This window comes from Enterobacter sp. 50793107 (assembly GCF_001463365.1).
Lineage (GTDB): Bacteria > Pseudomonadota > Gammaproteobacteria > Enterobacterales > Enterobacteriaceae > Enterobacter > Enterobacter cloacae.
The window spans coordinates 72610-89481 of record NZ_LNII01000010.1 but is presented as its reverse complement, the minus strand read 5'-3'; the positions used below and the strand labels follow the sequence as shown (position 1 = coordinate 89481).

The 16872-nt window shown below is 49.9% G+C and carries 20 protein-coding genes; 7 read left to right on the top strand and 13 right to left on the bottom strand.

What is annotated here, in order from left to right; translation table 11 throughout:
- Together tyrA and aroF are read right to left on the bottom strand one after the other, a co-directional pair.
- Positions 1–310 (bottom strand): chorismate mutase (gene tyrA / locus APU11_RS01810; protein ID WP_072200343.1); only part of this gene is annotated, 310 nt, incomplete at its 3' end.
- Positions 311–320: 10 nt separating this feature from the next.
- Positions 321–1391, bottom strand: a complete 1071-nt coding sequence (aroF, locus tag APU11_RS01805) for a 3-deoxy-7-phosphoheptulonate synthase AroF (RefSeq protein ID WP_020690781.1) — start codon at positions 1389–1391, stop codon at positions 321–323.
- 214 nt (positions 1392–1605) lie between these two features.
- On the opposite strand from aroF, the gene APU11_RS01800 reads away from it, so the two are divergent.
- The 4 genes from APU11_RS01800 to APU11_RS01785 all read left to right on the top strand — a co-directional run bounded on the left by APU11_RS01800 (position 1606) and on the right by APU11_RS01785 (position 4382).
- A complete protein-coding gene (locus tag APU11_RS01800) occupies positions 1606–1980 on the top strand; it encodes a DUF2799 domain-containing protein (RefSeq protein ID WP_020690780.1) in 375 nt (124 codons plus the stop codon).
- Positions 1981–2182: 202 nt separating this feature from the next.
- A complete protein-coding gene (locus APU11_RS01795) occupies positions 2183–2671 on the top strand; it encodes a YfiR family protein (RefSeq protein ID WP_013098345.1) in 489 nt (162 codons plus the stop codon).
- Positions 2664–3884 (top strand): diguanylate cyclase DgcN, encoded by a 1221-nt coding sequence (gene dgcN / locus APU11_RS01790; RefSeq protein ID WP_060578308.1) that lies wholly within the window; start codon positions 2664–2666, stop codon positions 3882–3884. Before APU11_RS01795 ends, dgcN begins: the two co-directional genes overlap by 8 nt.
- A gap of 12 nt (positions 3885–3896) precedes the next feature.
- A complete protein-coding gene (locus tag APU11_RS01785) occupies positions 3897–4382 on the top strand; it encodes an OmpA family protein (RefSeq protein ID WP_045901429.1) in 486 nt (161 codons plus the stop codon).
- Positions 4383–4384: 2 nt separating this feature from the next.
- Here the strand turns inward: APU11_RS01785 and APU11_RS01780 are convergent, their stop codons facing one another.
- From APU11_RS01780 to ffh, 10 genes are all read right to left on the bottom strand, one after another.
- A complete protein-coding gene (locus tag APU11_RS01780) occupies positions 4385–5755 on the bottom strand; it encodes a PepSY-associated TM helix domain-containing protein (RefSeq protein WP_058651083.1) in 1371 nt (456 codons plus the stop codon).
- 37 nt (positions 5756–5792) lie between these two features.
- The gene (locus APU11_RS01775) at positions 5793–6197 is read right to left on the bottom strand and encodes a DUF2946 domain-containing protein (protein WP_038420428.1); all 405 of its coding nucleotides are present in this window, start codon (positions 6195–6197) and stop codon (positions 5793–5795) included.
- Positions 6198–6461: 264 nt separating this feature from the next.
- Positions 6462–7349 carry a hypothetical protein gene (locus APU11_RS28340; RefSeq protein WP_072200342.1) on the bottom strand — a complete coding sequence of 296 codons (888 nt, stop codon included), beginning with the start codon at positions 7347–7349 and terminating at the stop codon, positions 6462–6464.
- 5 nt (positions 7350–7354) lie between these two features.
- Positions 7355–8833 carry an AAA family ATPase gene (locus APU11_RS01760; protein ID WP_058651081.1) on the bottom strand — a complete coding sequence of 493 codons (1479 nt, stop codon included), beginning with the start codon at positions 8831–8833 and terminating at the stop codon, positions 7355–7357.
- 103 nt (positions 8834–8936) lie between these two features.
- A complete protein-coding gene (locus tag APU11_RS01755) occupies positions 8937–9272 on the bottom strand; it encodes a hypothetical protein (RefSeq protein ID WP_239691324.1) in 336 nt (111 codons plus the stop codon).
- Between the two features lie 203 nt (positions 9273–9475).
- Entirely contained in the window at positions 9476–9823 is a 348-nt protein-coding gene (rplS, locus tag APU11_RS01750; protein ID WP_002914145.1) for a 50S ribosomal protein L19, read from the bottom strand.
- 43 nt (positions 9824–9866) lie between these two features.
- Positions 9867–10634, bottom strand: a complete 768-nt coding sequence (trmD, locus tag APU11_RS01745; protein ID WP_008502493.1) for a tRNA (guanosine(37)-N1)-methyltransferase TrmD — start codon at positions 10632–10634, stop codon at positions 9867–9869.
- 31 nt (positions 10635–10665) lie between these two features.
- On the bottom strand, positions 10666–11205 hold the full coding sequence (gene rimM, locus APU11_RS01740) for a ribosome maturation factor RimM (protein ID WP_013098350.1): 540 nt from the start codon (positions 11203–11205) through the stop codon (positions 10666–10668).
- Positions 11206–11220: 15 nt separating this feature from the next.
- Entirely contained in the window at positions 11221–11469 is a 249-nt protein-coding gene (gene rpsP, locus APU11_RS01735; RefSeq protein ID WP_003863133.1) for a 30S ribosomal protein S16, read from the bottom strand.
- A 116-nt stretch (positions 11470–11585) separates the two neighbouring features.
- On the bottom strand, positions 11586–12947 hold the full coding sequence (gene ffh / locus APU11_RS01730; RefSeq protein WP_013098351.1) for a signal recognition particle protein: 1362 nt from the start codon (positions 12945–12947) through the stop codon (positions 11586–11588).
- Positions 12948–13113: 166 nt separating this feature from the next.
- Here ffh and APU11_RS01725 point away from each other — a divergent pair, with 166 nt between their 5' ends.
- Positions 13114–13905 (top strand): inner membrane protein YpjD, encoded by a 792-nt coding sequence (locus APU11_RS01725; RefSeq protein ID WP_014832951.1) that lies wholly within the window; start codon positions 13114–13116, stop codon positions 13903–13905.
- An 18-nt stretch (positions 13906–13923) separates the two neighbouring features.
- Positions 13924–15210, top strand: a complete 1287-nt coding sequence (locus tag APU11_RS01720) for an HlyC/CorC family transporter (protein WP_028028086.1) — start codon at positions 13924–13926, stop codon at positions 15208–15210.
- A gap of 52 nt (positions 15211–15262) precedes the next feature.
- Here APU11_RS01720 and grpE read toward each other — a convergent pair whose 3' ends face one another.
- Positions 15263–15856: a nucleotide exchange factor GrpE gene (gene grpE, locus APU11_RS01715; RefSeq protein WP_013098354.1), complete on the bottom strand. Its 594-nt coding sequence runs from the start codon at positions 15854–15856 to the stop codon at positions 15263–15265.
- A gap of 122 nt (positions 15857–15978) precedes the next feature.
- Here grpE and nadK point away from each other — a divergent pair, with 122 nt between their 5' ends.
- A complete protein-coding gene (gene nadK / locus APU11_RS01705) occupies positions 15979–16857 on the top strand; it encodes an NAD(+) kinase (protein WP_013098356.1) in 879 nt (292 codons plus the stop codon).
- The last annotated feature ends 15 nt before the right edge of the window (positions 16858–16872 follow it).

The window sequence follows — 16872 nt, the reverse complement described above, 5'->3', positions numbered from 1 at the left end:
CTATGACAACCGGACGCAGGGACGGGCAAAGGGTTTTGAAGCCTTTATCGTTTTCGCTGGAGTAGGACTCCCGCATCACACGACGCAAGACATCTTCAATCAAATCCGGCGAGACGCCCAGCGCCTGGGCCTCTTTACGTCGGGAAGCCAGCATGGAGGCCTCGCGCTCCGGAACGTAAATCGGCAGGCCATATTTGCTTTTGACCTCACCCACCTCGGCAACCAGCGCCATACGGCGCGCTAACAGATCCAGCAGCGCCTTATCCACTTCATCAATTTGATCGCGTAATGCGGTCAATTCAGCAACCATACCTAACCTCTTAAGCCAGACGCGTCGCCAGCTGGCCGTTTATATCTTTGTGGATCTCACGCAGCAGCGCATCGGTGGTTTCCCAGCTGATGCAGGCATCCGTCACGGACACACCATACTTCATTGCGCTGCGCGGTTGTTCAGATGATTGATTGCCTTCATGAATATTGCTCTCAATCATCAGACCGATAATAGAACGGTTGCCGTCTTTGATTTGTGCGACCACCGATTCCGCCACCGCAGGCTGACGACGGTAATCTTTGTTCGAATTACCATGACTGCAATCTACCATCAGTGCCGGGCGCAGTCCCGCCTGCTCCATCTCTTTTTCACACTGTGCCACATCTGCCGGGCTGTAGTTTGGCGCTTTACCGCCACGCAGGATCACATGACCGTCCGGATTACCCTGCGTCTGCAGGAGACAAACCTGGCCCGCCTGGTTAATACCTACAAAGCGATGCGGCATGGCCGCGGCGCGCATGGCGTTGATCGCCGTGGCAAGGCTACCGTCGGTCCCGTTTTTAAAACCAACCGGCATCGACAGACCAGACGCCATTTCACGGTGGGTTTGTGATTCCGTAGTACGCGCACCAATCGCAGACCAGCTAAACAGATCGCCCAGGTACTGCGGGCTGTTCGGATCCAGCGCTTCGGTTGCCAGTGGCAGCCCCATGCTGACCAGCTCAACCAGCAGGCGACGCGCAATCTTCAGACCGGCTTCCACATCAAACGAGCCATCCATGTGCGGATCGTTAATCAACCCTTTCCAGCCAACGGTGGTACGTGGCTTCTCAAAATAGACGCGCATCACCAGGTAGAGGCTATCGCTGACCTCCTCCGCTAATGCTTTAAATCGACGAGCGTACTCAATGGCGGTTTCAGGATCGTGAATGGAGCAAGGACCACATACCACCAGCAGACGCGGATCGCGGCCAGCGATAATGTCAGAAATGGTCTGGCGCGAGTGCTCAATTTGAGCCTCCTGCGCGACGCTCAGCGGGAACTCCGCTTTCAGTTGATCCGGTGTAATCAAAACCTGTTCGTCAGTGATATGTACGTTGTTCAGCGCGTCTTTTTGCATGATGGCGATCCTGTAAAGCTCGTTTGCGATAGGTGTTTTCCTCGAAGAGGTGAAACAACGATACCACAACAAGTAAAGATTTCAATCCAAAATACGTACACTTTACTTTACAAAAGCCATTTTACTGCAAAAATCAGCCGACAAAATCGTAAACATAAAATTACACCCCCACTTTCTTTTGCCAGGCTATGCTGAAGAAAAAAGGAGAATGGCTATGCGTTCAATCGCTCTGATGCTGTTGTCGCTGTTTTTATCGGGCTGTGAGATCAACCCTTATACCTTCCAGCCCGACTGGACTAGTCCCAGCTGGTTTGATGCGGGTAAAGAAGACGCCATGAATGGTCTGCCGGTTAAAGATAATCAGACGCTGGCCGATAGTTTTAACGACCCGCAGGTTGATCGTAGTGAATATCTTCGTGGCTACGCCGACGGACAGAAAAAAGTGTGTGAGGAAGGTTTTATTCACGCCTGGGGAGTAGCAGGCAAATCTTTCCCGGCCAGTTGTGATACTGTTGAAAACGCAGCAAAACTGCATGAATCATGGCAACAAGGAATGGATGAAAGTATGCGTTCCAGCAGACTTAATTAAGCCGTTTTTTATACGCCGGAATATATACAACTGTAGGATTTAGCTTAGGTCGTACTCAGTACATTTCTGACATAATGACGACTTTGATAAACAATGGTATTCTGCCGACAACTCGTAAGGACATCTATTTTCCAGAGCGGTATGGCGGATTCTGGTGAGAAATTCATTCTTGATCTCTTTGTTCCGACTCACTCTGGTGCTAATGCTGTTCTTTATGGTGGGCCCAGCACCGGCAGCCACGTTCACGGAAACCGATAAATCGGTACGTTCGATTGTATCGGGTATTGTGAGCTATACCCGATGGCCGTCACTTTCCGGGCAACCTAAACTCTGCGTTTATGCCTCGTCTCACTACACGCAAGCACTGAGCAGCGAAGAGGGGCAAAGCGAGTTACCTTATACTCCCGTCATTGTACGTAACGATCAGGAAGCCCTGTCCGCGACGTGTGATGCTATTTATTTCGGGGCTGAATCGCCTGCAAAACAACTTGAATTAATAAGTCAATATCAGGGCAGAGCATTGCTATTAATCTCAGAGCAGAATCCGGAATGTGTTATTGGCAGTGCATTCTGCCTGATAATCGATCATAACCAGGTCAGATTTTCCGTTAATCTGGATGCATTGACGCGCAGTGGCGTACGCGTCAATCCGGATGTATTAATGCTGGCACGGAATAAGCAGCATGGATAAAGAAATCACTTCAACGCCACGTCCAACGTTTAAAAGCACGTTGAGACGAATCAGCATGATAAGCGTCATCATCAACATGACGTTAATTTGGCTCCTGCTCTGTTTTGCTTCCGTGGTGACATTAAAGCAATACGCCCAAAAAAATCTCGAATTAACCGGCGCAACAATGAGCCACAGCCTTGAAGCCTCACTGGTGTTTAATGATTCGCTGGCGGCTAACGAAACGCTCGCCACCCTGGGTAAACAGGGCCAGTTTGCCGTGGCTGAGGTTCTTAACGCGCATAAAAAGCGGTTTGCTTACTGGTCCTGGAACCCGGAAGAGAATAACGACACGCTGGGTGCATTGGTTAGCCGCTGGCTGTTTCCCGACCCGGTCGCACAGCCCATCATGCATAACGGTAATGCGATCGGCGAAATTCGCCTGACCGCACGCGATAATCTCATCAGCCATTTCATCTGGCTGTCGTTTGCCGTTCTTACCGGCTGTATTCTTTTTGCCACCGCCGTCGCGCTTACGATTACACAATCTCTGCATCATGGCATGGTCACGGCGCTGCAAAACATCACCGATGTCGTGCATGACGTACGCACCAACCGCAACTTTTCCCGGCGGGTGAAGGATGGTCGCATCGAAGAATTCCACCAGTTTGGCGAAGACTTCAACAGTCTGCTGGATGAAATGGAAGAGTGGCAGCTTAAGCTGCAGGCGAAAAACGCTCAGTTACTGCGTACCGCCATGCACGATCCTCTCACCGGCCTCGCCAATCGGGCGGCGTTTCGTAGCAGCATCGCGGCATTAATGCACGACGCCTCCGCAAAAACCAACACTGCCCTGCTCTTCCTCGACGGTGATAATTTCAAGTTTATTAACGATACCTGGGGACATGCTGCGGGCGATTGCGTCCTGATTGAAGTCGCGCGCCGGATGGTTGAGTTTGGCGATAAACGTCATCAGTCATACCGCCTTGGCGGTGACGAGTTTGCGATGGTGCTGTACGGCGTACAGTCTGCCGCAGAGGTTCAACAGATTTGTGCTGCGCTGTCGCAGCAGTTTATGCGCCCGTTCGATCTGCATAACGGGCAGACAGCAACGATGTCACTTAGCATTGGCTTTGCTCTGGCGTGGGAAAGTGCCTCTGTGGAAGCATTACTGGAGCAAGCCGACCGCAACATGTACCAGGATAAAAACCAGCGTACAAAAGCAATAACTTAGAAAGGATACGATATGTTAAAGCGATACTTCGCGCCGTTATTTCTCGCTTCAATGGTACTGGCGGGTTGTCAGTCACCGCCTGAAGGTAAATTCACCCCTGAGCAAATTGCGGCGATGAAGTCATACGGTTTTAACGAACTGAATGGCGACTGGTCTTTGGGCCTGTCAGATACAATCCTGTTTGATAAAAATGACGCCAGACTGCGCCCGGAAAGTGAAGCGCAGATCCGCTCCATGGCCTCTCGCCTGGCGGCTACCGGCCTGAAACACGCGCGTATGGATGGCCACACCGATAATTACGGAGAAGAGAGCTACAACGAAGCGCTGTCGTTAAAACGTGCCAATGCAGTGGCTGACGTCTGGGCCAAAGGCGCCAATATCCCGCGCAGCAACCTCACCACGCAGGGATTAGGTAAAAAATATCCGGTTTCCAGCAACAGTACGGCGCAAGGGCGTGCTGAAAACCGTCGGGTCGCGGTGGTCATCAGCACGCCATAGACTTATTTAACGGATGATTGTGCGAGCGACACGCCAGTTGCCGCTCGCCAGCGTAGCCAGTCAATCAGCATAAACAGCGCCAGGCTCACGCCCATCACCGGCAATGCCAGCCCCAGCAATACGCTGACCACCACCGTGACGGCTTTTCCCCATCCCGGGAGCGCCAGCCAGCACTGACAAAGCGTCTGAAGCGGATCGGTCGTCGATTGCGCCGGACGACGCATCCACCACATCCGATATCCCCAGACAATCAGCACACACAGCGCCAGGCCAAATGCGACGAGCAGTAACTGGTTAACCAGCCCGAATAAGATCCCCATATGGAAATCCACACCCCAGCGGGTCAGCTTTGCCATTAACGGGAAATCCTCAAAGCGGGTTCTGTCCAGAATTTGCATGGAATTTGGATCCACCGCAACGGCATCCACCTGGGTCGGCCAGCTGCGGTCAATTTCCGTCACGGTCCACGCCTGGTCAGCGCTTTTCGCCGGGCGGATTTCGAGTTTATTCGCATCAATCCCGGCCTGGCGGGCAGCGTGCAATACGCCATCGAACTGGGTCAGATCCATCGTCATGTCGGGCATCATCATGCCAGCATGATGCCCATGGTGTTCAGCGTGCTCATCCATCGTGACGGGCGCACCCGAAAGCGTGGTGTTCACCTGCGGCGTGAGCCAGTTCATCTGCGCGCGCAGTTTATCCACGTTGCCACCCGCCCACTGGGACCACGTCAGGCCGGTCGCAGAAAACAGCAACATTCCCCCCAGCAACACCCAGCCCAGCGTGACATGCAGGCGACGCCGGTTCTGAAAACGATTGTTGAGCCGACGTTTTGGCCGGGTATAAAACCACAGCGCAATCCCGCCCAGCGCGGCGACCCACATCCACGAGGCGGCCAGCTCGCTGTAGAGCCGACCAACGTTACCCAGCATCAGGGACGTATGCAGATAATCAATAGTCTGGCGTAGCGGTAAAATCCCGCTGGTGCCATACACGGTCATATCGCCACGCACCGCAAGAGTAACGGGATCGATAAAAATAGCGCGGGTCTCCGATGGGCCAAGCGACGGGTCGGCAAACATCACCCGGGTGGTTTCACCCGCAGCCAGGCCAGGACGAACGGCGTATAAACGCAGCTCGGTGCCGATGGTTTTTTCCGCCACGGCGATCTGTTTCGCCAGCGGTTGGAGTTCCCCCACGGAATCCGTATGGAGCGCGTGCCGGTACAGAATATTTTCCAGCTGCGGTGTCGCCACGTACAGCGTACCGGTCAGCGCGGCGAAGAAAATAAACGGGCCGACAAACAGCCCGACATAGAAATGGAGTCGACGCAGTAGGTTTCCCCATGCCGCGCGCGGAGTGCAGGTAGTCATACTTTTCCTTTTTAAGGCAAAAAGTTATCGATATTTTTTAAAGGGAAAAAGCAGACTGCCGCGGCGGCGCGCGGGTATCAGGATAAAGCCAGGGGAAAAAGTGCCAGTGGCTGACAGCCTGACGCGGCGTCCTGACACGCAGCCTTTGCAGCACGATACTGAGCAGCACAATCAGCGCGAGTATCATGCCCGGCACGTGGGCTAATAGCACGCAGTAGCCACAGGCTTCCGCATGGTCAACCGGCATGCTGTGCTGCTTATCGCCGTGGTGCTCATCCATCGACATCATGCTCATGTCATGGTGCATCCCCGGCATGGTACTCATGGGATCTTTTTGCAGCGAGACGGAGATCAGCGGTGCGATCACGATCAGCAGGATCGCAAACAGCGCGGTCAATGCCGCTGCGCGTTTCCAGTTATGCTGATGCAGTACGTTAATCACTTACCCTCCACGGAAGAGGCCAGCATTGTAAATGATTTATGACGAAAGGGTTAACACGAGAGATGCGATGGGATAAAAAAAGGGCCAGCCTTTCGGCCAGCCCTTTCTAACAGGATGTCGCTTAAGCGAATCTTAGTTCAGACGCTTTTAATCCACCATATCGATAAATATATATTTCTAATATAAACAGCTAGTTATATATATCTGGTGCAGCCAAATGCGGTGAAAAACATGCTGTATGGGCAGGATATGGGCATTCGAAACCTATCCTTGGAATCGGTGAACAGGTGCGCTATACACATTTTGTGTTCCAAATATATTATTACCATTAATCATAAAGAACTTAGATTTCAACAGTGCCATGCATGTAACATACTTCCAATGCTCAAAAGTATAAAGTGAGTTCGATTCTTTTTGTTTATTAAAATTATCAATAAGTATATCAATTTCAGTGGAAACAACCCTTTGTAAAGATAAATTATAACGTATTGATGTAGTGACTATTTCTTGGATTTTTCTCATTGCCAATTCCTCATAGGTTTTTAATATATCATGCTTGTTAAGATGTAATTTGAGTCTTTCATATTCGCAAGTCCCTTCGCGAAATCTAAGAGTATTTGGCATAAATACAATACGTTTATTTTCTTCATCGAACTCTGCATGCAACCACACATCTTTATAAAAATTATCGAACAATGGATGTATAAGTTGTTGCTCTGGAATCGAAGGACACCATTGACTTTTCTTTCCATTACAAATATGGCAAGCTGGGTACAGATTATAATGTGAAATTGAAAGCGACGGATAAATCTCTTTTGGTAAATAATGGTCAAGTGTTTCAGCACTTCCATGAAAACAAATTTGGCATTTATCCGCATATGTCCTCGCTAATAAAAGCTCATAGTAATATCGTCCAGCACGTTCTTTTCCAACAAGCTTATCTTCATAAAGAGAGATCAATTCCTTTTTAACATAACCTCTGCTAACCGATTCTTCTTTATATAAATAATAAAGCCCATACGCTGCGTGAATTTGAAAAATACGATGACACCCCCTCAAAAAGGCATTAATTTCAACTTCATCATCTGTCAAAGCTCTTTTTCGTTTTCCCGACACACATAAGTTATACACATCATCAAAGGTATGTTCCATGAGTCTTATCCTTTAATAGTCGCATATATGACCGCTCTACCTTCCAATCCTACCTGATTCTCATACATAGAAAGAACCTTATCAACGCTCCCTGAATCAAGTGAGTCCTTTTCAAGCAGTGCGTAAAAACCTGTTTTACGTAAATCAAGACTGAAAACTTCAGCAGTTATTTCTCCAACACTTTCACCAAATGTTTCAATGTTCGGACGACTTACATTAATGTTACCAGCACTAATGTGATGTAACTTCCAAGTACATAATCTTGGTATCTCTTGAAGCACAACAGGGGAGTGTGTCGCCATTATAGCCATCCCATTATTATCAGTTAATAATGTTGATAGCGTCCGTATGAATGCGGATAGTAGAGGAGGATGTAAATAGTTTTCAGGTTCATCAAATAGACATATTGTTTTATTTTCAACCAACTCCACAACATGAGTCAAATAGTACAACACCGCGGCATGCCCAGAACTTAACGTCTTAAATAAAGCTGTCGCCTGTTTTATTAGAGTATGCTCATTTTCAAGATCCGCAAGTTCACTCAAACTTAATTCTCTAAAGTTCACATCTAATTGAAGATGCTCCATTACCTTGAGCCAAGAATGTTTTCTTACCTCGGAACCTAGTAAACATCCGTTTAATGATTCGGCAAACTCTTTTGCAAGATCTTCATCAATGTCCTTTGGTTTCTGTGTTTCAGTATTATAAAGCCCGATATATTTTTTCTTTGTTCTGTCTCTCCTTGTTTTGGAGTCATTAAATTCAACATGTTCAAATGGCTTATCAAATACACTTAGCGAAAAATATAGCAACTGTCCAAAATCATATGCATGAATATCATCTCCGTTGGGTTTTGTGACAATACCATCAGCTTTATCGATATGGTTCACAATTGTTCTCAACAAATGACTTTTACCTACACCGTTACGTCCAATTACAACATGTATATTACTAGGAGGTTTTGAATTTGGAACAACAGAGAAATCAATTTTACTACCTTTATCTAAATTAAGAGTAAAACCAAATTTTTTAAGCGCCACTCCAGTTGATATTATATCTTTAAACTGCCCTTTTATTGTAGATACACTTACATATCGAGTCAGTGAATCAATAAGGACCGTTTCAGAAATTGACTCTTCGAATATATTCTCATCATAAACAATATCACGTAAAGAAGATAAAACATTAACTTTAACATTATTACTTAAAGCATCCAAACTCTGATAGTACTCCGGAGATTGCCCTAAAGAGAAAAAATCATCGGGAAGACAGTCAAACTCCGCTGGTAAATATTTGACAGTACGTTGCCCTATCTCCTGTTTCTTAAATCCGATCTTGACTTCTCCGATTTCACTAATAGTTGTGGCAGTACAGAAGTGAAGATAAAATGTTGTCACAAACGAAAAGTCATTCCACCCTGTATTTGGAGTAAGGCAAAAATATTCTCCAATACTTCGAGTAGGATTTCCAACTTTGAATCTCATATATATTCCTTTCATGTCAAGAAATAGAATTTAAATACTCTCAACTTATAAACCATTGTTAATGGATTTAGCTCCACTTCTTCTTCTGGAGAAGCAGGGGAATTCACATAAAAATATTTTTTTGCTGTGTAGGATCATTCGTGGCCTGGTAATGAAAATTATAAATACTTCTTATACGGTTTGCCTTGTTATGATGCCGAGCATTCCTAATAACATGTATCATTAACAGCTCTTGTTTCAAGTACCAATCAGGCCCTAACCCATTACTTTGCTTATTGTCATACAAATTATGAAAAGCATTGAGCTGTGTGTTAAGGCCCGACTCTAAATTTCCAATTGCTACAGCACGATCAACAGCCAACAAGCGCTGCAGCGACCAATTAGACTCTAATAAATCCCGGAAAGCCTGTGCAAGATCTTCAAAAAAGTGAGAAAGCATCCTTTATCCTTAATACGCACATTGAAGAAATTTCAGTGTAACCCAAATGTACGAAACTAACAGTAGTAGAGAGTAGCTGTAAGTAAAGCTAACAATAACTCTACGTACGTGGGCATTCTATGGACACTAAAACAAAAAAGGGGTCAGCATTATGCTAACCCCTTGTTCTATAACACGCTTTGGATGTCGCGTGAGATGAGTTCTTAGTTCAGACGCTCTTTAATACGAGCAGACTTACCAGTACGCTCACGCAGGTAGTACAGTTTAGCTTTACGTACAGCACCACGACGTTTAACAGCAATGCTGTCAACTACCGGAGAGTGAGTCTGGAAGACACGCTCAACGCCTTCGCCGTTGGAAATTTTACGAACAGTGAATGCAGAGTGCAGACCGCGGTTACGAATAGCGATAACCACGCCCTCGAATGCCTGCAGACGTTTTTTGGAACCTTCAACAACCCATACTTTCACTTCCACGGTGTCACCTGGACGGAAGGAAGGTACGTCCTGCTTCATCTGCTCTTGTTCAAGTTGCTTAATAATGTTGCTCATAATTTAATCTCTTATCCTGGGTAAACTGATATTCGGGAGCGTATTACGCATTCCCATCATGTTCATGCTGCTGTTGCGCGTGTTCAGTTTTGAACTCGGCCAGCAACTTTGCTTGCTCTTCAGTCAGAGCCAGGTTTTCCAGAAGTTCAGGTCTTCTAAGCCAGGTTCGGCCCAGCGACTGCTTCAAACGCCAGCGACGTATCTCAGCATGGTTTCCTGACAGTAACACTGCCGGGACTTCCATCCCTTCTAACACTTCAGGACGGGTATAGTGTGGACAGTCCAGCAACCCATCGGCAAAGGAATCTTCCGTTGCCGAAGCTTCATGGCCCAGTACTCCCGGAATGAACCGGGCGACGGAGTCAATCAGCGTCATTGCGGGTAACTCACCACCGCTGAGAACGTAATCGCCGATAGACCATTCTTCGTCAATCTCGGTTTGAATTACGCGCTCATCTATCCCTTCGTAGCGACCACAGACCAGAATCAGTTTTTGATTCGTCGCCAGTTCGCTGACGCCCGCTTGATCAAGCTTGCGTCCCTGAGGTGACAGATAAATCACCTTTGCGCCTTCACCTGCCGCGGCTTTTGCTGTGTGAATGGCGTCCCGTAAGGGTTGCACCATCATTAACATCCCCGGTCCGCCGCCGTAAGGACGATCGTCCACGGTACGGTGCCGGTCATGCGTGAAGTCACGAGGACTCCAGCTCTGGATGCTCAGCAGGCCATTCTTTACTGCCCGGCCAGTTACCCCGTAATCGGTAATCGCGCGGAACATTTCAGGAAACAGGCTAATTATGCCAATCCACATAGCGCCGTCTTTTACCGTTTATCCGGAGAATTTAAAAACCAGGATCCCAATCTACTTCAATCGTTTGAGTAGCGAGATCGACTTTCTTGATAACCTGTCCATCGAGGAACGGAACCAACCGCTCCTTGATGCCAAATGCATCTTTCAGGTTTGCCTTAATGACGAGAACGTCATTGGACCCGGTTTCCATCATGTCGATGACTTTCCCCAGGCTGTAGCCTTCAGTAGTGACTACCTGGCAACCCATAAGGTCTTTCCAGTAATAGTCGCCTTCTTCGAGCTCCGGCAACTGCGACGAATCCACGACAATTTCACAATTAGTCAGTGCATTCGCGGCATCACGATCGTCAACGCCTTTCAGCTTGATGATGATGTCCTGATTGTGGTGACGCCAGCTTTCCAGCTCGACCTCTTCCCACTTACCGCCTTTCTGAATAAACCAGGGCTGGTAATTAAAAATGCTATCAGCGTCTTCAGTGGAGGAAAACACTCTGAGCCAACCACGGATACCGTAGCAAGAACCCATTTTGCCCAATACAATCGGTTCAACAGGTGCTTTATTGCTCATCATGACCACCGTGACAGATTAAGCTGCTTTGTTTGCTGCTTTGATCAGCGTAGCAACGCGATCGGAAACAGTCGCGCCCTGGCCAACCCAGTGAGCGATACGATCCAGATCCAGACGAGTTTCTTCTTCTGCGCCAGCGGCCAGTGGGTTGAAGAAACCAACGCGCTCGATGAAGCGACCGTTGCGTGCATTACGGCTGTCAGTCACAACAACCTGGTAGAACGGACGCTTTTTAGCGCCGTGACGTGCTAAACGAATAGTTACCATAACATCCTCTTGTGTGAATAAAACAACCGGGCCCCATCGAGGAACGGAGCCCGGGTGTCATATTAAAAGCCCGAAAATTTTACTCATTTTCGGGCAAAAAGCAATCTCAAAAGCGATTATCGCCCAGGAAAACCGGGTGGCATCATGCCTTTCATGCCACGCATCATTTTCGCCATGCCGCCTTTCTTCATTTTCTTCATCATGCGCTGCATGTCGTCGAACTGTTTCAGAAGGCGGTTAACGTCCTGCACCTGCATGCCGCAACCGGCTGCGATACGGCGCTTACGGGAACCTTTGATGATATCCGGGTTAGCACGCTCTTTGAGGGTCATTGAGTTGATGATCGCCTCCATACGCACCAGCACCTTGTCATCCATCTGCGCTTTTACGTTGTCTGGGATCTGGCCCATGCCCGGCAGTTTGCCCATCAGGCTTGCCATGCCGCCCATGTTTTTCATCTGACGCAGCTGCTCAAGGAAGTCGGTCAGATCGAAACCGTCGCCTTTTTTCAGCTTGCTGGCCAGCTTCTCGGCCTGCGCACGGTCAACTTTGCTCTCGATATCTTCAATCAGCGACAGCACGTCGCCCATGCCGAGGATACGGGATGCAATACGGTCCGGGTGGAACGGCTCCAGCGCTTCGGTTTTTTCGCCCACACCGAGGAATTTGATCGGCTTACCGGTGATATGACGAATAGAAAGCGCCGCACCGCCGCGGGCGTCACCGTCCACTTTGGTCAGCACCACGCCGGTTAACGGCAGCGCTTCGTTGAACGCTTTCGCGGTGTTTGCCGCATCCTGACCGGTCATGGCGTCAACCACAAACAGGGTCTCTACCGGGTTGATAGAGGCATGCACCTGTTTGATTTCGTCCATCATCGCTTCGTCAACGTGCAGACGACCGGCGGTATCCACCAGCAGCACGTCGTAGAATTTCAGCTTCGCCTCTTTCAGCGCCGCGTTCACGATGTCGACTGGCTTCTGGGCCACGTCAGACGGGAAGAAATCGACCCCAACCTGCTGCGCCAGGGTCTCCAGCTGTTTGATCGCCGCCGGGCGATAAACGTCCGCAGAAACCACCAGCACCTTTTTCTTGTGCTTCTCGCGCAGGAATTTACCCAGCTTACCGACGCTGGTGGTTTTACCCGCACCCTGCAGACCCGCCATCAACACGACGGCCGGAGGCTGAGCCGCCAGGTTCAGGACCTGGTTCTCTTCGCCCATCGCCGAAACCAGTTCGTTACGAACGATTTTGACGAACTCCTGACCCGGGGTCAGGCTCTTGTTAACTTCATGACCAACCGCCTTCTCTTTAACGCGGTTGATAAAATCACGAACAACCGGCAACGCGACGTCTGCTTCCAGCAGCGCCATGCGCACTTCGCGCAGCGTTTCCTTGATGTTGTCTTCGGTAAGGCGTCCGCGGCCGCTGATGTTGCGCAGCGTGCGCGACAAACGATCGGTTAAATTATCAAACATTGTCTCTCGCCTGAGTAGAAACGTTGGGCCGCCATGAGCGACACATACACAGAATTTTGCCGGAGTATAACATGAAGGCGCCTTTGTTGTTATGCAACGGTTGGAGCAGGCGTCACGTAACGTTATACTGCTTCTCTTTCTTATTAAGACAACTGTCGATGCCTATATGCCTGTTTTCGCACTGATCGCCCTTGTTGCCTACTCTGTCAGCCTTGCGCTGATCATTCCCGGACTGCTGCAAAAAAACAGCGGCTGGCGGCGCATGGCTATTCTGTCGGCGGTGATCGCACTGATTAGTCACGCTTTTGCGCTGGAATCGCGCATCATTCCCGGTGACGGCAGTGTGCAAAACCTGAGCGTGCTGAACGTCGGTTCGCTGGTTAGCCTGATGATCTGTACGGTGATGACAATTGTCGCCTCTAAGAATCGCGGCTGGCTGTTGCTGCCCATTGTTTATGCCTTCGCGCTGATCAATCTGGCCTTAGCCACCTTTATGCCCAATGAATTCATTACGCATCTGGAAGCCACGCCGGGCATGCTGGTGCACATCGGCCTGTCGCTGTTCTCTTACGCAACGCTGATCATTGCCGCGCTCTATGCCATGCAGCTCGCCTGGATTGACTACCAGTTGAAAAACAAAAAACTGGCGTTTAACCATGAGATGCCGCCGCTGATGGTCATTGAGCGTAAGATGTTCCACATCACCCAGGTCGGCGTAGTATTATTGACCTTAACGCTCTGCACTGGCCTGTTTTATATGAAAAACCTGTTCAGCGTGGAGAATATCGACAAAGCGGTGCTCTCCATCATCGCGTGGTTTGTCTATATTGTGCTGTTATGGGGCCATTATCATGAGGGCTGGCGCGGTCGTCGCGTGGTCTGGTTCAATGTCGCGGGTGCGGGCATTCTCACCCTTGCCTATTTCGGAAGTCGCTTCATACAGCAATTTGCTGGCTAAGTAACAAAGGAGTTCCCCCTGGAACACATCTCTACCACCACGCTGATCGTTACGCTGATCGTCATGGTGGTCATCTCCGCCTATTTCTCTGGCTCGGAAACCGGCATGATGACCTTAAACCGCTACCGGTTACGTCATCGTGCTAAACAGGGTAACCGTGCCGCACGTCGCGTTGAAAAACTGCTCCGTAAACCGGATCGCCTGATAAGCCTGGTGCTTATCGGTAACAACCTCGTCAATATCCTCGCCTCTGCGCTGGGCACCATTGTCGGGATGCGCCTGTACGGCAACGCCGGGGTCGCGATTGCTACCGGCGTACTGACGTTTGTGGTGCTGGTGTTTGCGGAAGTGCTGCCCAAAACCATCGCTGCGCTTTACCCGGAAAAAGTGGCTTACCCGAGCAGCTTCCTGCTGGCACCGCTGCTGATCCTGATGATGCCGCTGGTCTGGCTGTTGAATATGGTCACCCGTATCCTGATGCGCATGGTCGGCATCAAAGCCGACGTCGCCATCAGCAGTGCACTCAGCAAAGACGAGCTGCGCACCATCGTGAACGAATCCCGCTCGCAGATTTCACGCCGCAATCAGGACATGCTCCTGTCGGTGCTGGATCTGGAAAAGGTCAGCGTTAACGACATTATGGTGCCGCGTAACGAAATCGTCGGGATTGATATTAACGACGACTGGAAGGCCATCGTCCGCCAGCTGACCCACTCCCCGCACGGACGCATTGTGCTGTATCGCGACTCCCTGGACGATGCCATCAGTATGCTACGCGTGCGGGAAGCCTATCGCCTGATGACCGAGAAAAAAGAGTTCACTAAAGAGGTGATGCTGCGCGCCGCCGACGAGATTTACTACGTGCCGGAAGGAACGCCGCTCAGCACGCAGTTGGTAAAATTCCAGCGTAACAAGAAGAAAGTCGGCCTGGTGGTCGATGAGTATGGCGATATTCAGGGGCTGGTGACGGTCGAAGATATTCTGGAAGAGATTGTCGGAGACTTTACCACCTCCATGTCCCCTTCTCTTGCGGAAGAGGTCACGCCGCAAAACGACGGTTCGGTGCTGATTGACGGCAGCGCGAACATCCGCGAACTCAATAAAGCCTTTAACTGGCATCTGCCGGAAGATGAGGCTCGCACCATGAACGGGATGATTCTGGAAGCGCTGGAAGAGATCCCGGCGGCGGGCACGCGGGTGCGCATTGAACAGTATGATATTGATATCCTGGACGTGCAGGACAATATGATTAAGCAGGTGAAGGTCCTGCCTGTTAAACCACTGCGCGAAAGTATCGCGGAATAAAGTTGTAGGCCGGGCAAGGCGAAGCCGCCGCCCGGCACTACGGGACGGCAAATTACGCTTTCGCTTTCGCCACGGTTACCATCGCAGCACGGATGGTACGGCCGTTCAGGGTATACCCTTTCTGCATCACGCCCAGCACTTTACCGGCTTCAACGTCTTCTGATTCCACCATCGCAATTGCCTGGTGCACGTTAGGATCCAGCGGGACGTCGGTATCGGCAATCACTTCCACACCAAACTTACGCACCACGTCCAGCATGGATTTCAGCGTCAGTTCGATACCTTCGATCATTGCCGCGTTGTCCGGATTCGCTTTATCAGCCACTTCCAGCGCGCGATCGAGGCTGTCGATTACCGGCAGCAGTTCGTTGACGAATTTCTCCAGCGCAAACTTATGCGCCTTTTCAACGTCCTGTTCGGTACGACGACGCAGGTTTTCCATTTCCGCCTTGATGCGCAGAACACTGTCGCGTTCGCGATTCTGTGCTTCTACCAGTTGGGCTTCCAGATTCGCAATTTTTTCATCGCGCGGGTCCACCTGCTCAGCTGATGCGTCTGGCTCTACAGCCTCAACTTCATCGTGCTGTTCCGTGATAATTTCTTCAGGGGCTTGCCCCTCAGGCGTTTTCTGTTCTTTACTACTCATGAATTTCTCCGCGTTTTTCTGCATTCATCTCGCTAACTTCGCTTATTATGGGGATCAGTTTCCTGGATTCAAGGGAACAAGAGAGATTGTCATCATTCATCAGGCACAAGGACCTCCAGAAAATGAATAATCATTTCAGGTGTATTGGGATCGTCGGGCACCCGCGTCACCCTACGGCATTGACGACACATGAAATGTTGTATCGCTGGCTGTGTAGCAAAGGCTATGAAGTGATGGTTGAGCAGCAGATCGCTCAGGAGCTGCAGCTTAAGAGCGTCAAAACCGGCACGCTGGCAGAGATTGGACAGCAGGCGGATCTTGCCGTGGTGGTCGGCGGCGACGGCAACATGCTTGGCGCGGCTCGCACGCTGGCGCGCTACGACATAAAAGTCATCGGCATCAACCGTGGCAATCTCGGTTTTCTGACTGACCTCGACCCGGACAACGCGCAGCAGCAGCTGGCCGATGTGCTGGAAGGACATTACATCAGCGAAAAACGTTTTTTACTGGAAGCGCAGGTGTGTCAGCAGGACTGCCAGAAACGCATCAGTACCGCCATTAACGAGGTGGTACTTCACCCCGGCAAAGTGGCGCATATGATTGAGTTCGAAGTGTATATCGATGAAATCTTCGCGTTCTCCCAGCGCTCTGACGGCCTGATTATCTCCACGCCGACGGGCTCGACCGCCTATTCGCTTTCCGCGGGAGGACCAATCCTGACGCCTTCGCTGGATGCCATTACGCTGGTGCCGATGTTCCCGCACACCCTTTCTGCCCGCCCGCTGGTGATTAACGGCAGCAGCACCATCCGCCTGCGTTTCTCGCACCGCCGTAATGACCTGGAGATCAGCTGCGACAGCCAGATCGCGCTGCCTATTCAGGAAGGTGAAGATGTGCTAATTCGGCGATGTGATTATCACCTGAATCTTATTCACCCGAAAGATTACAGCTATTTCAATACATTAAGCTCGAAGCTTGGCTGGTCAAAAAAATTGTTCTGATTTTGCATCCAGTAC

Coding starts and splice junctions, on each gene's coding strand:
- trmD (WP_008502493.1), bottom strand. CDS start 10,634: ATGTGGATTGGCATAATTAGCCTGTTTCCTGAAATGTTCCGCGCGATT.
- APU11_RS01725 (WP_014832951.1), top strand. CDS start 13,114: ATGCCTGTTTTCGCACTGATCGCCCTTGTTGCCTACTCTGTCAGCCTT.
- APU11_RS28340 (WP_072200342.1), bottom strand. CDS start 7,349: ATGGAACATACCTTTGATGATGTGTATAACTTATGTGTGTCGGGAAAA.
- dgcN (WP_060578308.1), top strand. CDS start 2,664: ATGGATAAAGAAATCACTTCAACGCCACGTCCAACGTTTAAAAGCACG.
- APU11_RS01795 (WP_013098345.1), top strand. CDS start 2,183: ATGCTGTTCTTTATGGTGGGCCCAGCACCGGCAGCCACGTTCACGGAA.
- rplS (WP_002914145.1), bottom strand. CDS start 9,823: ATGAGCAACATTATTAAGCAACTTGAACAAGAGCAGATGAAGCAGGAC.
- ffh (WP_013098351.1), bottom strand. CDS start 12,947: ATGTTTGATAATTTAACCGATCGTTTGTCGCGCACGCTGCGCAACATC.
- APU11_RS01755 (WP_239691324.1), bottom strand. CDS start 9,272: ATGCTTTCTCACTTTTTTGAAGATCTTGCACAGGCTTTCCGGGATTTA.
- nadK (WP_013098356.1), top strand. CDS start 15,979: ATGAATAATCATTTCAGGTGTATTGGGATCGTCGGGCACCCGCGTCAC.
- APU11_RS01780 (WP_058651083.1), bottom strand. CDS start 5,755: ATGACTACCTGCACTCCGCGCGCGGCATGGGGAAACCTACTGCGTCGA.
- rimM (WP_013098350.1), bottom strand. CDS start 11,205: ATGATGAGCAATAAAGCACCTGTTGAACCGATTGTATTGGGCAAAATG.
- APU11_RS01785 (WP_045901429.1), top strand. CDS start 3,897: ATGTTAAAGCGATACTTCGCGCCGTTATTTCTCGCTTCAATGGTACTG.
- grpE (WP_013098354.1), bottom strand. CDS start 15,856: ATGAGTAGTAAAGAACAGAAAACGCCTGAGGGGCAAGCCCCTGAAGAA.
- APU11_RS01760 (WP_058651081.1), bottom strand. CDS start 8,833: ATGAGATTCAAAGTTGGAAATCCTACTCGAAGTATTGGAGAATATTTT.
- aroF (WP_020690781.1), bottom strand. CDS start 1,391: ATGCAAAAAGACGCGCTGAACAACGTACATATCACTGACGAACAGGTT.
- APU11_RS01800 (WP_020690780.1), top strand. CDS start 1,606: ATGCGTTCAATCGCTCTGATGCTGTTGTCGCTGTTTTTATCGGGCTGT.
- rpsP (WP_003863133.1), bottom strand. CDS start 11,469: ATGGTAACTATTCGTTTAGCACGTCACGGCGCTAAAAAGCGTCCGTTC.